General features: G+C 73.0%; 16 protein-coding genes. 6 read left to right on the top strand and 10 right to left on the bottom strand.

Annotation, left to right across the window (positions count from 1 at the left end):
- Positions 1 to 9 precede the first annotated feature (9 nt).
- Together AS188_RS03055 and AS188_RS03050 are read right to left on the bottom strand one after the other, a co-directional pair.
- A complete protein-coding gene (locus AS188_RS03055) occupies positions 10 to 642 on the bottom strand; it encodes a recombinase family protein (protein ID WP_058857604.1) in 633 nt (210 codons plus the stop codon).
- 72 nt (positions 643 to 714) lie between these two features.
- Positions 715 to 2,049 carry an AI-2E family transporter gene (locus AS188_RS03050; RefSeq protein WP_236945037.1) on the bottom strand — a complete coding sequence of 445 codons (1,335 nt, stop codon included), beginning with the start codon at positions 2,047 to 2,049 and terminating at the stop codon, positions 715 to 717.
- A 394-nt stretch (positions 2,050 to 2,443) separates the two neighbouring features.
- On the opposite strand from AS188_RS03050, the gene AS188_RS03045 reads away from it, so the two are divergent.
- Complete coding sequence (locus tag AS188_RS03045) at positions 2,444 to 2,809, top strand: hypothetical protein (RefSeq protein ID WP_058857603.1); 366 nt, start codon at positions 2,444 to 2,446, stop codon at positions 2,807 to 2,809.
- On the top strand, positions 2,806 to 3,411 hold the full coding sequence (locus tag AS188_RS03040; protein WP_058857602.1) for a hypothetical protein: 606 nt from the start codon (positions 2,806 to 2,808) through the stop codon (positions 3,409 to 3,411). The genes AS188_RS03045 and AS188_RS03040 overlap by 4 nt, the downstream gene beginning before the upstream one ends.
- Here AS188_RS03040 and dnaB read toward each other — a convergent pair.
- Positions 3,396 to 6,197: a replicative DNA helicase gene (gene dnaB / locus AS188_RS03035; RefSeq protein WP_147050349.1), complete on the bottom strand. Its 2,802-nt coding sequence runs from the start codon at positions 6,195 to 6,197 to the stop codon at positions 3,396 to 3,398. The genes AS188_RS03040 and dnaB overlap by 16 nt on opposite strands.
- A gap of 251 nt (positions 6,198 to 6,448) precedes the next feature.
- On the opposite strand from dnaB, the gene AS188_RS03030 reads away from it, so the two are divergent.
- The 3 genes from AS188_RS03030 (at position 6,449) to AS188_RS03020 (ending at position 9,355) form a co-directional block, all read left to right on the top strand.
- Positions 6,449 to 7,033 carry a hypothetical protein gene (locus AS188_RS03030; RefSeq protein ID WP_058857600.1) on the top strand — a complete coding sequence of 195 codons (585 nt, stop codon included), beginning with the start codon at positions 6,449 to 6,451 and terminating at the stop codon, positions 7,031 to 7,033.
- A gap of 58 nt (positions 7,034 to 7,091) precedes the next feature.
- Entirely contained in the window at positions 7,092 to 8,525 is a 1,434-nt protein-coding gene (locus AS188_RS03025; RefSeq protein ID WP_058857599.1) for an amidase family protein, read from the top strand.
- A 248-nt stretch (positions 8,526 to 8,773) separates the two neighbouring features.
- Positions 8,774 to 9,355, top strand: a complete 582-nt coding sequence (locus AS188_RS03020) for a hypothetical protein (protein WP_157570910.1) — start codon at positions 8,774 to 8,776, stop codon at positions 9,353 to 9,355.
- Positions 9,356 to 9,523: 168 nt separating this feature from the next.
- Here the strand turns inward: AS188_RS03020 and AS188_RS03015 are convergent, their stop codons facing one another.
- Positions 9,524 to 9,832 carry a hypothetical protein gene (locus tag AS188_RS03015; protein WP_058857597.1) on the bottom strand — a complete coding sequence of 103 codons (309 nt, stop codon included), beginning with the start codon at positions 9,830 to 9,832 and terminating at the stop codon, positions 9,524 to 9,526.
- A 146-nt stretch (positions 9,833 to 9,978) separates the two neighbouring features.
- Here AS188_RS03015 and AS188_RS03010 point away from each other — a divergent pair, with 146 nt between their 5' ends.
- On the top strand, positions 9,979 to 10,635 hold the full coding sequence (locus tag AS188_RS03010; protein WP_058857596.1) for a class I SAM-dependent methyltransferase: 657 nt from the start codon (positions 9,979 to 9,981) through the stop codon (positions 10,633 to 10,635).
- A 100-nt stretch (positions 10,636 to 10,735) separates the two neighbouring features.
- On the opposite strand, the gene rplI is transcribed toward AS188_RS03010, so the two are convergent.
- The 6 genes from rplI to AS188_RS02980 form a co-directional block, all read right to left on the bottom strand.
- Positions 10,736 to 11,185, bottom strand: a complete 450-nt coding sequence (gene rplI, locus AS188_RS03005; protein WP_058857595.1) for a 50S ribosomal protein L9 — start codon at positions 11,183 to 11,185, stop codon at positions 10,736 to 10,738.
- 20 nt (positions 11,186 to 11,205) lie between these two features.
- Positions 11,206 to 11,442, bottom strand: a complete 237-nt coding sequence (gene rpsR / locus AS188_RS03000) for a 30S ribosomal protein S18 (protein WP_058857594.1) — start codon at positions 11,440 to 11,442, stop codon at positions 11,206 to 11,208.
- A 77-nt stretch (positions 11,443 to 11,519) separates the two neighbouring features.
- Entirely contained in the window at positions 11,520 to 12,173 is a 654-nt protein-coding gene (locus AS188_RS02995; RefSeq protein WP_058857593.1) for a single-stranded DNA-binding protein, read from the bottom strand.
- Positions 12,174 to 12,280: 107 nt separating this feature from the next.
- Positions 12,281 to 12,586, bottom strand: a complete 306-nt coding sequence (gene rpsF, locus AS188_RS02990) for a 30S ribosomal protein S6 (protein ID WP_058857592.1) — start codon at positions 12,584 to 12,586, stop codon at positions 12,281 to 12,283.
- Positions 12,587 to 12,808: 222 nt separating this feature from the next.
- The gene (locus AS188_RS17310) at positions 12,809 to 13,321 is read right to left on the bottom strand and encodes a TM2 domain-containing protein (RefSeq protein WP_058857591.1); all 513 of its coding nucleotides are present in this window, start codon (positions 13,319 to 13,321) and stop codon (positions 12,809 to 12,811) included.
- Positions 13,322 to 13,392: 71 nt separating this feature from the next.
- Positions 13,393 to 13,803, bottom strand: coding sequence for a GNAT family N-acetyltransferase (locus tag AS188_RS02980; protein WP_083529206.1), 411 nt, complete (start codon positions 13,801 to 13,803; stop codon positions 13,393 to 13,395).
- Positions 13,804 to 13,909 lie beyond the last annotated feature (106 nt).

Below are 13,909 nucleotides of genomic sequence, written 5' to 3'. Positions count from 1 at the left end.
CCACGGGGGTCAGTCCGCCGGACCGGGCTCGAGCTCGGCGGCGGTGACCGACCCGGCCGTCACCGGCTCCGACGGACGCGGCGGGAGATGACGGTAGAGACTGGTGCGGGTGATCCCGGTCTTGGCCACGATCTCCGCCATCGTGTGCCCGCTCTCGCGCAGATGCGCCGCGTAGGCCAGCTTGTCCGGATCCACCACCGAAGGCCGCCCGATCCGCCGGCCCTTCGCCGCGGCCACCGACCGGGCATGAGCAGCGCGCTCGAGCGTGTACGTGCGTTCCATCTGCCCGAACAACGCCAGCAGCACCACCGCCAGCTGCGCCATCGGATCATTCGGGTTAGTGGAGTCCACCTTGATCGGATCCGCCAGGTTGCGCACCCCCACTCCCCGCTCGGCGAGGTCATGGATCAGGTTCAGGGTGTCGCGCACGGTGCGCCCGAGCCGGTCCAGAGTGTGCACCACGATCACGTCGCCCTCCCGGGCGTAGGCCACGGCCGCGGTCAGCCCGGGACGCTCCGTGGTGGCCCCGGACTTCTTGTCCACATAAATCCGCTCCGGCGCGATCCCGACCTGCCGGAGGGCATCGATCTGTCGATCGAGGTCCTGTTTGGCCGTCGAGACCCGCGCATAGCCCAATTCCATGCAGCCAGCGTACCGGAAGTCGACTCCGTACGGCTTAAACGAGACAACATTATGGGTCTAGCTTTTGGGACTTCAATCGCTATCCATAGTCCACAAGGAGGGATCTCGTCGCCGAGTGTCCCAGTACCTAGGAAGTGGGACGGCCAACGGGGGCCGGTCAAACCAGTGCTCACCTTGATCCGGACCCGTGGATGTCTGTCTCCTCATGGGGACGCCGAGGCGGCCATGTTGTGCGTAGCCGAGCTGATGGCGCTCAGGTGGTGGTGGGTGCCTCCGGGCCGGGTGGATCCGGCAGCACAGCACCTGGGCGCGCATTTTTCCGGATAGAGCGTCCGGGGCTCTGGATGCCGGGAACCAGATCTGGATCAAGGCCCACCCCACGGCGGTCAACGGCACGGCCAGCACAGCGCCCACGACGCCGGAGAGAATCGCTCCGCCAGCCAGGGCGAGCAGCACTACCAGTGGGTGCAGGCTCAGTGCTCGACCCAGCACCATGGGTTGGAGCACCCTTCCGTCGAGCTGGTTGATGGCCACCACCACCGCCACGACGACCAGTGCGACCACGGGGCCGTTGGCGACCAGGGCCACCAGGACCGCGACGGCACCGATCAGAGCCGCTCCGACGATCGGGATGAATCCGCCCAAGAAGATCAGCACGGCCAAGGGCAACGCCAGCGGCACCCGCAGCACCACGAGGGTCACTCCGATGACTACCGCCTCAAGCAGGGCCACCAGGGCGGTGCCGCGCACATAGCCGCCCAGCACGTGCAGGGTCGTGGTACCCGAGGTCAGTAGCTTCTCCAGGTTCTCACCGTGGAAGCGGCACAGGAAGAACGCCCAGATCTTGGCCCCGTCCTGGAGGAAGAAGTAGAGGATGACGGCCACCAGCACCGCTCCGGTGATCACCTGGGTGGCCGCGAAGATGCCCAGCAGCGCCCCGGCGCCGAACTGGGGGCTGGACGTGAAGTCCACGACGGCGGTGATGGCCTCGTCCAGGGCCTTCTGGCCGATCGGGATCGGGCCCGCGACGATGAACTGACGCAACCGTTCCAGCCCACCCACCGCGGAGAGCACCAGTTCGTCCCATTCGCTGCGCACGGCGAAGACGATGCCGGTGACCACTCCGCCCAGCACCACGATCGCGGCCAGGAAGGTGATCCAGGTGGCCAGCGCCCCGGGCACGCCCCGCCGGCGCAGGAACCCCACAACAGGGTGCAGCGCCGCGGCGAGGATCAAGGCAATCAACAGTGGGATGACGACCAACTTGAGCTGGATCAACCCGTAGACCACCACGACGGTCGCAGTCAGCAGCACCAGTCCCTGCAGCGCACGTATGGTCGCCCGCCCCAACGCATCGGCCCACAGATCACGGGCGTGCGAGACGCTGCGGTGGCGAGGGCTCGTCATGGGAATCCGCCTCCCAGAGATCCTTCGACGACCTGGCTTCAGGATGCGCCCGAGGACAGCGATTGCCAAGCACCGGAAGTCACCGAGGCCATCCGAAGACTCTCGGGACGGCGCCGGGACGGGCCCTCGATCATTGTCCCGTGACTGTTTCGTGGAGGCTCGGTAGTGCCGAAGCCGCCATTTATTTCCGTCAGAAGGCCGCCATTAACCTCCAACAGCCACAACCAGCGGGCGCAAATTTTCCGGACGAGACGTCTCGTATCCCTTCGGTTGCGCTCCATTGTGCGTCCTGGACATGCACTCCTCAGTATCCCTAACCCAGGCTTCTAGGCTGGGTGACAACCCGCGCGGGCCGTCGGGACCGCAGGATGCACCCGGGGAGGAGGCACCCGGTATGGCCGACCGCCGATCGCGTCCCAGCCAACGAGCCCTGCGCGGCTCCTGGGTCATGGTCCGGGCCTTCACCGCTCACCGGGCCTGGGCGGTGCTGGCCCTCCCCTGGACGCTGGTGGCGCTCGTGCCGGCCACGGTCCGCGGCGGACTGTTCCTCGAACCCACCCCCACCGGCATGGTGCTGCTGGACCGCCTCCGTCCGGCCCTCGACGCGCCCGTGCTGGCGCCTGCCCTGGGCGCCGTCACCGCCGGGTTCCTGCTGATCGCCAGGACCGCTCCCGGCACCCTTCCGCCCGTGCTCCTGCCCGCGGCGCTACTGGCGGCCGCACGTCCGAGTCCGAGTCCGAGTCCGAGGAGACCGACATGACCCGCTCGACGGAGAACCCGACGGCGAAGCAGGCCCGCCACCGGCCCTGGACGGTCACGGCACCTCTGGCCGCCGCCGCGCTCGTCGTCCTGGGCACGGCGTTCAACGCCGCCCTCTTCGGCGCCTACCTCGTGGCCGGCCGGCACCTGCTGCTCGGGACCGGGATGGATGGACGGCTGACCACTGCGTCGCTGCCCGAGGTCACCTCCGGGCAGGTGCCGCCCGTGGAGACCGTGCCCCTGACCGATCTCCCCGCGTCGTTGCGGTGGCTGTGCGCCGCCCCGACCCTGATCTTCGCCACGACTCTGCTCCTCGCCGTGGTCCTGGTCGTCGTGGCCGTGCGCGGACTCGCCTCCGCCGGCACGGGCACGCCCTGGGTGCTCCTGGCCGCGGTGCTCGTGGTGGGCGGCCTGACCCAGGGGGCGGTGGACACCGCCGCCGTCCAGGCCCTGCGCGCGCAGTACCACCCGTTCATCGTCTTCGGGTCCCCCGTGACCACGGCGGTCTTCGCCGTGCCCTGGCTCACCGTGGCCTGCGGGCTCCTGGCCGCCGCCACCGACGCCGCCCTGCGAGCACGCTCCGTCCGTCAGAGCCCCTCGTGAGCCATGTTCGCGAAGCGTGAGTAGTGGCCCTGGAATGCCACCACGATCGTCTTGGTGGGCCCGTTGCGGTGCTTGGCCACGATCACGTCCGCCTCGCCGGCGCGCGGGGACTCCTTGTCGTAGACGTCGTCGCGGTGCAGCAGGATCACCATGTCGGCGTCCTGCTCGATGGAGTTGTGCACCGTGATGCCGTTGGCCACGAAGTTGTGGGTCCCCGGCACGGTGGCGTCGAAGACCTCCTCCACGCCGTCGGACTCGATCGCGACCACCGTGTCCCACAGCAGGTCGTTGACGGCAGTGAGGTCCAGGTCGGCGCCGTCGAGCAGCGCCGTGGCCTGCTGCAGCTTCGGGGCCGGGGCGGCGGAGCGGACCTCGTCGACGCAGTCGCGGACCAGGGTGCCCACGGGCACGGGGTCCGCCAGGACGTCGCCGACGCTCTGCCACAGCGCGGCGTCGGTCTCCGGGCCGGCCGGGACGTCGAGCGCCTCGAGGGCCGCCCGGGCGGTCTCGCCGAAGCCGCTGCTGCGCCCGATCTCCTTGAGGAAGCGGATCTGGTCGTCGTGGTCGGCGACCTGCAGCTGCGCCCCGCCGTCGTCGGCCACCACGGCGGTGGAGATCCCGAAGCGCAGCAGGAGCCGGCCGAACCGGTCGGCCTGCAGGGCGCTGTCGAAGGGCGCCGCGACGTGGGCCCGGCCGCCCTCGAGGAGGACCGTCCCGTGCTCCGCCCAGAAGGTCTGGACGAAGCGGCGGATCTGGGCCTTGGGCAGGGCGAAGACCTCGGCGGGCAGGCCGGCGTCGCCCTCGGCGAGCGCCAGGGCGGCGTCCTCGACCTGGGCGTCGTCCCACTGCGTGCGCTGCGTCGGTCCGTCGGTGTGCCGCGGCACCCCGATGCGGTCGCCGGCGGCCAGCTCGCCCAGGGGCGTCCAGCCGCGGTACGTGAAGAACGGGTGGTTGGCCGTGGCGCGCACCGTCTTGCCGGAGGCGAGCCGGAGCCGGTGCACGGGCTTCGTGCCGGTGGGGAAGACGTGGGTCAGGGTGCGCTCGACGTAGCGCAGGTCGTCGCCCAGCGACCACACCGGCACGTCCCGGGCGCCGGTGGCGAACAGCTCGCCCAGGGTGACCTCCGCGCCGGTGTCGGCGCGCAGGACGCGGGTCTCCGCGGTGAGGCAGCCGGACTCGCGCAGGTCCGAGACCATCGGCTTCTTGTCCTGGCGCTGCTCGGAGCCACGGTTGAGCTGCGAGAGCGCGATGACCGGGACCTCGAGCTCCTTGGCCAGCAGCTTCAGGGCACGGGAGAACTCCGAGACCTCCTGCTGGCGGGACTCGACCTTCTTGCCCGAGCTCATCAGCTGCAGGTAGTCGAGGACCACGAGCTTGAGGTCGTGCTTCTGCTTGAGCCGGCGGCACTTCGCGCGGATCTCCATGAGCGACATGTTCGGGGAGTCGTCGATGAACAGCGGTGCCGAGTCCATCTTGCCCATCGTCGTGGCGATCTTCGCCCACTGCTCGTCCTGCAGGCGGCCCTTGCGCAGGTCCTGCATGTTCAGCGTCGCCTCGGCCGAGAGCAGGCGCATGGCGATCTCGTTGCGGCTCATCTCCAGGGAGAAGATCACCGTGGTCATGCTGTGCTTGATCGCCGCCGAGCGGGCGACGTCGAGCGCCAGCGTCGAGTTGTGCGTGGGGATGAAGCTCTTCCCGGCCAGGTACAGGTGCGTCGGGTGCTCGATCTCGATGCACCGGACCGGGACGGACCCGACCGGCTCGACGGCAGTGATCCGTCGTCGTCCGCCGGGCTCGTACTGCGCGTCCTCGCGCGCGAGCGCAGGGGCGTTGACGACGGCGTGCTGCTCCCCGGTGCCCAGGGACGCAAGGATCTGCCCGGTGGTGCGCACCGCCGACGCGTCGCCGGTCTCCGTGAGCCACTGGTGCTGCTCGTCGGCGACGATCTCGGAACCGTCGTCGAAGCTGACCCGGTAGCAGGGGCGCCCGGTCATCACCTCGGTGGCGGCCACGACCCGGGTGGGCGTGCCGTCGACGGCGAGGACCTCGTCGCCGACGGCGACCTCACCCATGGTGGTCCAGCCGGTCGGCGTCGGCACGGGGGTGTCGAGGGCGAGGGCCTTGCCCATGGCCGGGCGGGCGGCGATGACGATCATCTGCCCGCCCTGGAAGCCCTGGGTCAGCTCGTCGAGCTCGATGAACCCCGTGGGCACCCCGCGCATGCCGTCGCCGAGGGTGCCGGCGGCCTCGATCTCGTCGACGGTGGCCTCGATGACCTCCTTGAGCACGGAGTAGTCCTCGGAGGAGCGCCGCTCGGCGACCTGGTAGATCTCGGCCTGGGCGGCGTTGACGATGTCGTCGACCTCGCCGTCGGAGCTGTAGCCCAGCTGCACGATCTTGGTTCCGGCCTCCACGAGGCGGCGCAGCACGCCGCGCTCGCGCACGATCTCGGCGTAGAAGGCGGCGTTGGCGGCGGTGGGCACCGAGGAGATCAGGGTGTGCAGGTACGCGGGCCCGCCGACGCGCTCGATCTCCCCGCGCTTGGTCAGCTCGTCGGCCACGGTGATGGCGTCGGCCGGCTCGCCGCGGCCGTAGAGGGAGATGATCGCCTCGTAGATCGACTCGTGGGCGGGCTTGTAGAAGTCCACCCCGCGCAGCACCTCGACGACGTCCGCGATGGCGTCCTTGGACAGCATCATCCCGCCGAGCACGGACTGCTCCGCCACGTTGTCCTGCGGCGGGGTCCGCCCGAACTCGCGGTCGTCCCCGGACGAGTACTCCGACACGAACTCCACCTCTCCCCCGCGCCCGTGCGGGGGCACGATCGCGATCCACGACGACGACGCCGCCCCACCTCCCGGACAGCCCCTCCATTCTCGCACCGACCGCGGACACTCCCGACCGGGACGGGGACCGCTGCGGTGTCGGCCTCGCCACGCCGGCGCGGGCCGGACCTGTCGGCCACTGTGGGGCTTGTGGCCTCCGGACTCCCCAGGAATTATCGAAAGCAAACACATATCGAGGGGCGGGGGACACCGTGGCGAGCACGCGCTCGGCGCACCGGGACGGCGCGGCCGGCGACCCGTCCGATCCGGGCGGTCCGCCGGACGAGGTGCGGACCGTCTCGGAGGCGGTGCGCGCGGCCGAGCGGCACCTGCGGGCGTGGCTGACGATCAGCCGCTCCGCCGCCCGGGAGCTGCACGGCGTCGACACCGCGCCCGAGGCCGCCGCGTGGGGCGCCACCGCCCACCGCGGCCTGCGCGCGCTGGCGGCCTACGCCCGGGCCCGCCGCGAGGAGGGCTTCGCCGGGGGCTTCTGGGCCTGGTGCGCGCAGGGCGGGTCCGCCGCCGTGTGCTGGCCCGCCTCGGAGAAGAAGCTGGCGATGCGGGAGTCCCGGACGGTCATGGGCTGCGCGAAGTACCGGCGGACGCGGGTCTTCGATGTCGACCCGCGGGTCGAGCCCTCCGGCCGGATCGTGATGCAGGCCCACCTGAAGATCAGCGAGGGCGGCGGGGACCTCGCGCCCCGGATCTACTTCCACGACGACACCGGCGGGGCCACCGGGAAGGTGCACGTGGGCTTCGTGGGCCCCCACCACCTGGTCCCCAACACCCGCGCGTGACGGGCCGGCGGACGAGGGACCCCTTGCCGCCGCGCGGCCCGCACGGGGAGGATGAGCCATGACCCTCGACACAGGACCGGACGGCCCGCGGGGCTGGGACGTGCGCACGGCCCGGGCGGAGCTGGCGGCCCGGCGGATCGGCCACCTGGAGCTGCTCGACGCCCTGCTGGAGGCCCTGCCCGCGGCCCGCGCGCTCGGCGCGGTGCTCGCCGAGGACCTGGAGCTGGCCCGGGCCTTCGCCCACGCCCTGGACCGGCGGGCCACCGAGGGCCCGCTCACGGGCGTCCCGGTGGCCCTCAAGGACGTGCTCGACGTCGCGGGACAGGCCACGACCGGCGGCACCCGTGCCCTGGCGGGCAACGTCGCGGCACGCGACGCCGCGGTCGTCCACCGCCTGCGGGCGGCCGGGGCGCTGTTCCCGGTGCGGACCTCCCTGCACGAGCTCTCCTTCGGGATCACCTCGAACAACGGCTGCCACGGCCCGGTCCGCCACCCGCTGGACCCCTCCCTGAGCGCGGGCGGCAGCAGCGGGGGTGCGGCGGTCGCGGTCGCCGTGGGCCTCGCCCCGGCCGCCGTGGCCGCGGACACCGGCGGCTCCGTGCGGATCCCGGCCGCCCTGTGCGGGGTCGTGGGGTTCCGCCCGACCGTGGGCCGCTACCCGTCCGCCGGGATCCTGCCGATCTCCCGCACCCGCGACACCGCCGGGCCGATGGCCCGCACGGTCGACGACGTGGTGCTGCTCGACGCCCTGCTCGCCGGCGAGCACCCGCACGGCTGCCCGCCCCCGCGGCGCCTGGACCACGACGACGAGGCCGGGGCCGGCCCCCTGCACGGCGTGCGGCTGGGGGTGCCGGAGCCGTTCACGGAGGACCTCGAGGCGGGGGTCGACGCGGTGTTCGGCGCGGCCCTGCGGGCGCTGGAGGCCGCCGGGGCGGAGCTGGTGGCCGTGGACCTGCGGGAGGCGCGCGAGCTGAGCGCCGCGGCGGGCATGGCGATCGCCCTGCACGAGTTCCTGCCCGGGCTCGAGGACTACCTGGCCCGGGCCGGCTCCGGTCCCGACCTGGTTCAGGTCCGGGAGGGGTTGGCCGGGCCGGACCTGCGGCGGATCTGGGAGCTGGCCGAGGTCTTCCGCGCGGCCGACGACGACTACCGCGCCGCCCTGGAGCACCGGCGCGTGGCCCAGCGCCTGCACGCCGAGGCGCTCTCGGCCACCGGGGTCGCCGCGCTCGTGCAGCCGACCTGCCCCCTGACGGCCCGGCCCGTGGGCGAGGACGAGACCGTGGTGCTCAACGGCCGGCGCGTGCCCACGTTCGAGACCTTCGTGCGGCACACCGACCTCGCGGGCGTGCTCGGCACCCCGGGGCTGAGCCTGCCCGCCGGGCGCACGGCGGAGGGCCTGCCCGTGGGCCTCGAGCTGGCGGGGGGCCCCGGCTCCGACGCCGTGCTGCTGGAGCTGGGGCGCACGGTCGAGGCTGTCCTGCGGGAGGCCTGAGACCCGTTCGCCGTGCTGTGCACCTGCGCGGCCCCGCCTGTGGACAACCGGTGGAAAACGCCGTGGACGACTGTGCACAGGTTGGGGGAAACTCTGTGGACAGTTCTCCACAGGTCGCTCCCAATATGCTTCTGACCTGGGAAGATGCTCGTGCACAGCCTGTGCAGAGACAGTGGGAACTACACGGGTGTTCTCCACAGCACAGTGTGGGCACCGTCCCGTGACGACTGCCGGGTGCCGCCGGTACCGTGGGCCGGGAACCCGCCGCGGGCCGTGCCCGCCGATCCGCCCGGAAGGAGTCCGCCGTTCCCCGCCCCGCCGACCGTTCCGCCGCTCCCGCCCCCGCACCGCCCGGCTCCCCCGCCCGCTCCTCTCCTCCGGCTGCGCACGCCGCGCGCACGGTCGCGGACGTCGAGCGGCGCCCGGTGCGGGTCGTGCCCGGCCGGTGGGACGCGGCCGCGGCGCACGTCTTCGCCCGCGGCCAGTGCCTGGCCCTGGCCGTCGCGGTGGCTGAGACCACCGGGGGCCCCGTCGCGGCCCACGTCGAGCGCCGCGGGGACCGGGAGGTGCTGCGCCACTGCTGGGCCCACCTCGACGACCGGACCGTCGTGGACGGCTCCGGCGCCCACGACCTCCGGGTCCTGCGGGCCGTGGCGGGACGGCGGTGCGGGGAGGCCGTGCGCACCCTGGACCCGGCCGCGGCCTGGGCCCGCTGGGCGCGGGACCTCGTGCCGCAGGACCTCGCCCTGGCCCGCTCGTTCGTGCCGCGGGTGCTGGCCCGTTCCCGCACCCCGGGCCGCGGTGCGCACACGGTGCGCCGCACCCGCTGAGGGGCGGCCGGGAACGGGTGGGCGGCGCCGACGGTCGCCGACCGGAGCGGACGGCGTCCGGCTCGGACGGGCGGAGCGGAGACGGGTCGGCGCGGACGGGCGCCCGGACCGGACAAGGACCCGTCCGGACGGCGTCCGGCGCTGACGACCCCGGCGCGGACGGGCCGGTCAGAGCACCGTGGCGAGCAGCCCGATCCACAGCAGCGGGTGGCAGACCACGGCGAGCAGCAGCAGGACCGCGAAGCGCGGCCGGGCCCGCGGGAAGCCGATCAGCCCGGCGAGGGCCACCACGACCGTGACGCTCGCGGCCACGGTGGCCCCCACGAGACCCCCCACGAGGAACATCCCCGCGGTCTGCCCGCCGGCCGCATTGCCTCCCAGGAAGGCCACGGCGAAGGCCACTACGGTGGTGAGCAGGCAGCCCACCCCGAACCAGAGGAGGGCGGAGGGCGTGACGCGGGAGATCAGGGAGGGCATGGGTCCATTCTGACCCGCGGAGCCGTGGGGCCCGCACCCCCCGCCCCGGTGGCACGCCCCACCGGAGCCCCGACCCTGCCGCCGGACCGGGAGCACCCACCCGGCGCGGAAGCCCGAGCAGCGCCAGACCCCGAGGAGGACCGGACGTGGACGAGACGCAGAGGATGTGGGAGGAGCGCTGGGCCTCCGGGACGCACCCGCCCGACGGGACGGCGCCGCACCCGGAGGTCACCGCGCTGCTGGACCGGCTCGCCGGCCGGCACGGCGCCCCGGGCGCCCACCACACCCCGGAGGACCCGCGGCCCACCGCCCTGGACCTCGGGACGGGCTCCGGCCGGCACGCCCTGGCCCTGGCCCGCGCCGGCTGGGACGTCACGGCCGTGGACTATTCCCCGAGCGCGGTCCGCACGGTGGACGAGGCGCTGCGGGCGGAGGGCCTGCCCGGCCGGGCGCTCGTGGCCGACCTGCGCGCCTGGACCCCCGGCACGCCGGAGCACGCCGGGGAGAGCACCGGGACGGGCACCGTGCCGGCGCACGCCGACCTCGTCGTCGCCGCCTACTTCCACCACGACCTCACGCTGCTGCGCCGGGCCGCCGAGTGGCTCGCCCCCGGCGGGCACCTGCTGTGGATCACCCACGCCCCCGGCAGCGTCGACGGCCCGCCCCCGGCCGTGCCCCGCCCGGACGTGCACGAGACGCTCGCCGTGCTCGAGGGCAAGGACCTGGACCTGCTGCGCGCCGAGCAGGTGCGCACGAGCCCGACCGCGCTCGACGTCGTCGTGGAGGCCCTGCGCCCCCTCTAGACCCGTCCGGGACCCCGGAAGCGTCCGGGGACGCGCAAGGGCCCCCGCGGCACGCCGCGGGGGCCCTTGCGTCAGGTCCGTGGACCCGGCCGGAACCGGATCAGGCGGGGACGACCTCGAACTCGACGTTCGCGTTGACGTCCTCGTGCAGGCGCACGGAGGCCTGGTACACACCGGTGGTCTTGATGTGCTGGTTCAGCTCGACCTTGCGCTTGTCGACCGAGCCGAGACCGGCGGCCTCGACCGCGTCGGCGACGTCCTCGGCACGCACGGTGCCGAAGAGGCGCCCCTCGGCGCCGGCCTTGACCGGGATGGTCACGGTCGCGGAGGTGAGCTTGTGCGCCAGGGCCTGCGCGTCCTCCAGCGAGGCGACCTCGCGGGCGGCACGGGCGGCCTTGATGCTCTCGATCTGCTTCTCGCCGCCGCGGGTCCACGGGGTCGCGAAGCCGCGCGGGAAGAGGTAGTTGCGGGCGTACCCGTTCTTGACCTCGACCACGTCACCGGCGGCGCCGAGGCCGGTGACCTCGGTCGTCAGGATGATCTTTGCCATGGTGTCTGCGTCCTCTCGGGTCAGCGGCCGGCGCCGGAGTAGGGCAGCAGCGCGACCTCGCGGGCGTTCTTGATCGCGAGGGCGATCTTGCGCTGCTCCTGCACGGTCACACCGGTGACACGGCGGGCGCGGATCTTGCCGCGGTCGGAGATGAACTTCCGCAGCAGGGCGACGTCCTTGTAGTCGATCTCGGTGATCTTGGCCGCCTTGAGCGGGTTCTGCTTTGGTTTGGTCTTGCGAAGTTCAGCCTTGGCCATCGTGGTGCTCCTTGTTCTTCAAGTGGAGCCCGCGGCTGGGCACCGCGGGATGGGGATGTGGATAAAGCGGGGAAGGCCTAGAACGGCGGCTCGTCGTCCTGACCGGTGCCCCAGTCGTAGTTGCCGCCGGAGGACTGGCTCCAGGGGTCGCCCTGGGGCGCGGGCTGCTGGGCGGGCCGGCCGCCACCGCGGCCGCCGCCGAAGCCGCCGCCGGACTGCTGCCCGCCGAAGCCGGACCCGGAGTCGCCCCCGAACCCGCCGCCGCCGGACTGCTGGCCGCCGCCGAAGCCGCCGCCACCGCCACCGAAGCCGCCGGACTGCTGGCCGCCACCGCCGCCGCCGAAGCCGCCGCCCTGCCCGCCTCCGCGGGCGTTGCGGGTGACCTTGGCGGAGGCGTAGCGCAGCGAGGGACCGACCTCGTCGACGTCGAGCTCCGTGACGGTGCGCCGCTCGCCTTCCTTGGTGTCGTACGAGCGCGACTTCAGCCGACCCTGCACGATCACGCGCATGCCCTTCTGCAGGGACTCCGCCACGTTCTCGGCCGCCTCGCGCCACACCGAGCAGCGCAGGAACAGGGTCTCCCCGTCCTTCCACTCGTTGGACTGGCGGTCGAAGGTGCGGGGCGTGGACGCAACGGTGAAGTTGGCCACGGCCGCACCCGACGGGGTGAAGCGCAGCTCGGGGTCGGCGGTCAGGTTGCCGATCACTGTGATGACGGTGTCACCAGCCATGTGGACCTCCCGGGTCGGATGGGGTTCGCGGTCGTACGGGACGTGCGAGGAGTTCCCAGCATCTCACCGCCGCGCCCGGGGGCGCCGCGGGATCCGCCGGGACGTCGTCACTCGGCCGAGATCTTCTGCTCCTCCGGGCGGATGATCTTGGTGCGCATCACGGCCTCGTTGAGGCCGAGCACGCGGTCGAGCTCCTGGGCGGTCTGCGGGGTCGCGGTGAAGTTCACCACGGCGTAGATGCCCTCGGTCTTCTTCTGGATCTCGTAGGCGAGGCGACGGCGGCCCCAGATGTCGACGTTGTCGACGGTGCCGTTGTCCTTGGTGACGACCTCGAGGAACTTCTTGAGGGTCGGCTCCACGGCACGGTCCTCGACCTCGGGGTTGATGATGACCATCAGTTCGTATTCACGCATGGAAAGAACCCACCTCCTTCGGGCTGAGCGGCTGCGGTCCTTCCGCAGCAGGAGGTTCTGTGCGTCGTCCGCGCTCCGGCGCCGCACTTCGGGCGGCGGGGGCACAGACCGTCCAACACTACTACACCGCGGGGGACCGGCCCAACGCGCGGCGGCAGGAGGGCGCCCGCCCGGGCACGGCGGCAGGACGGGCGGGGGCGACGACGGCGCCGCGCGGGCCGGTCACCGCACCCAGGCGCCGCGGGCGATCGAGGCGTTCACGAAGGCGGTGCGGAAGGGCATCGTGAAGATGTCCAGGAACATCAGCAGCGCCCAGGGGATCAGGAACAGGAAGCCGATGCCGACCCCGGCCAGGCTCCAGCCCAGCCCGCCGAGGCCGAGGTAGATCAGCCCCCAGACCGGCTGGCGCAGGTAGAACTTGTGCACGCCCAGCCAGCCCAGCAGGAACCACAGGACGTAGGCGAGCAGCAGCGACTTCCCGCCGACCACCGTGACGACCGGCCGCTGCGGGGCGCCGAAGGGAGCGCCGCCGAAGGGAGCACCGCCGGAGGGCGCACCACCGAAGGCGGGGCCGCCGGAGGCCGCACCACCGAAGGCCGGGCCGCCGGAGGACGCGCCGCCGAAGGGGCTCCCGGCCGGGCGGCCGGACGCCCCGGGACGGTTCCCGGACCAGCCGGCGCGGGAGGGGTCGTTGTCGAGGGGGACGGGACGGTAGTACTCGGGCTCGGGGGCCACGCGGGTCCTTTCGGGAACGGGTGCGAGCGGGCCGCGACGGCCCACCCGGTCCAACGGCGCCGCCCGGGGCGCTATTCCGCCGGGCGCCCTGCGCCGGAATCCTCCCCGGCGCCCTCCTGGGCGTCCCGGGCGGCCGCCCGGGCCTGCTCCGGCACGGCCTCGAGGTGCTCGGGGCGCACGGGCGCCACGAAGTCGGCGTACTCGGGGTGCCGGCCCAGCCACTTCTTCAGGTACGGGCACACGGGCACGACCTTCATCCCGGCGTCGATGATGTCCTCCACCGCGTGCCGGGCCAGCCGGCTGCCCAGGCCCCGGCCCTCGTGGGAGGAGGCCACCTCGGTGTGGAAGACGATCCGCTGCGGCCCGGACCGGGCGCCGAAGGCCCGGTAGTGGGCCGATCCGACGACCTCGCCGCCGTCCACGAGCTCGTAGCGCCGCCGGCCGGGGGCGTTGCGGACGGTGATCGGTGACTCCTCGGGCATGTCTTCTCCTGATCCGCACCCGGTGGGGGCCGGACCGCGGGAGAGCGGGCCGCCGCCGGGAGCACGTCGTGCGTGTGATTAGGCTACTCTTTCCTTGCCAATTGTT

It is taken from the genome of Kocuria flava (assembly GCF_001482365.1).
Taxonomy (GTDB): domain Bacteria; phylum Actinomycetota; class Actinomycetes; order Actinomycetales; family Micrococcaceae; genus Kocuria; species Kocuria flava.
Note: the sequence above shows the minus strand (reverse complement) of the source record. Positions and strands in the feature narration are given on the sequence as shown.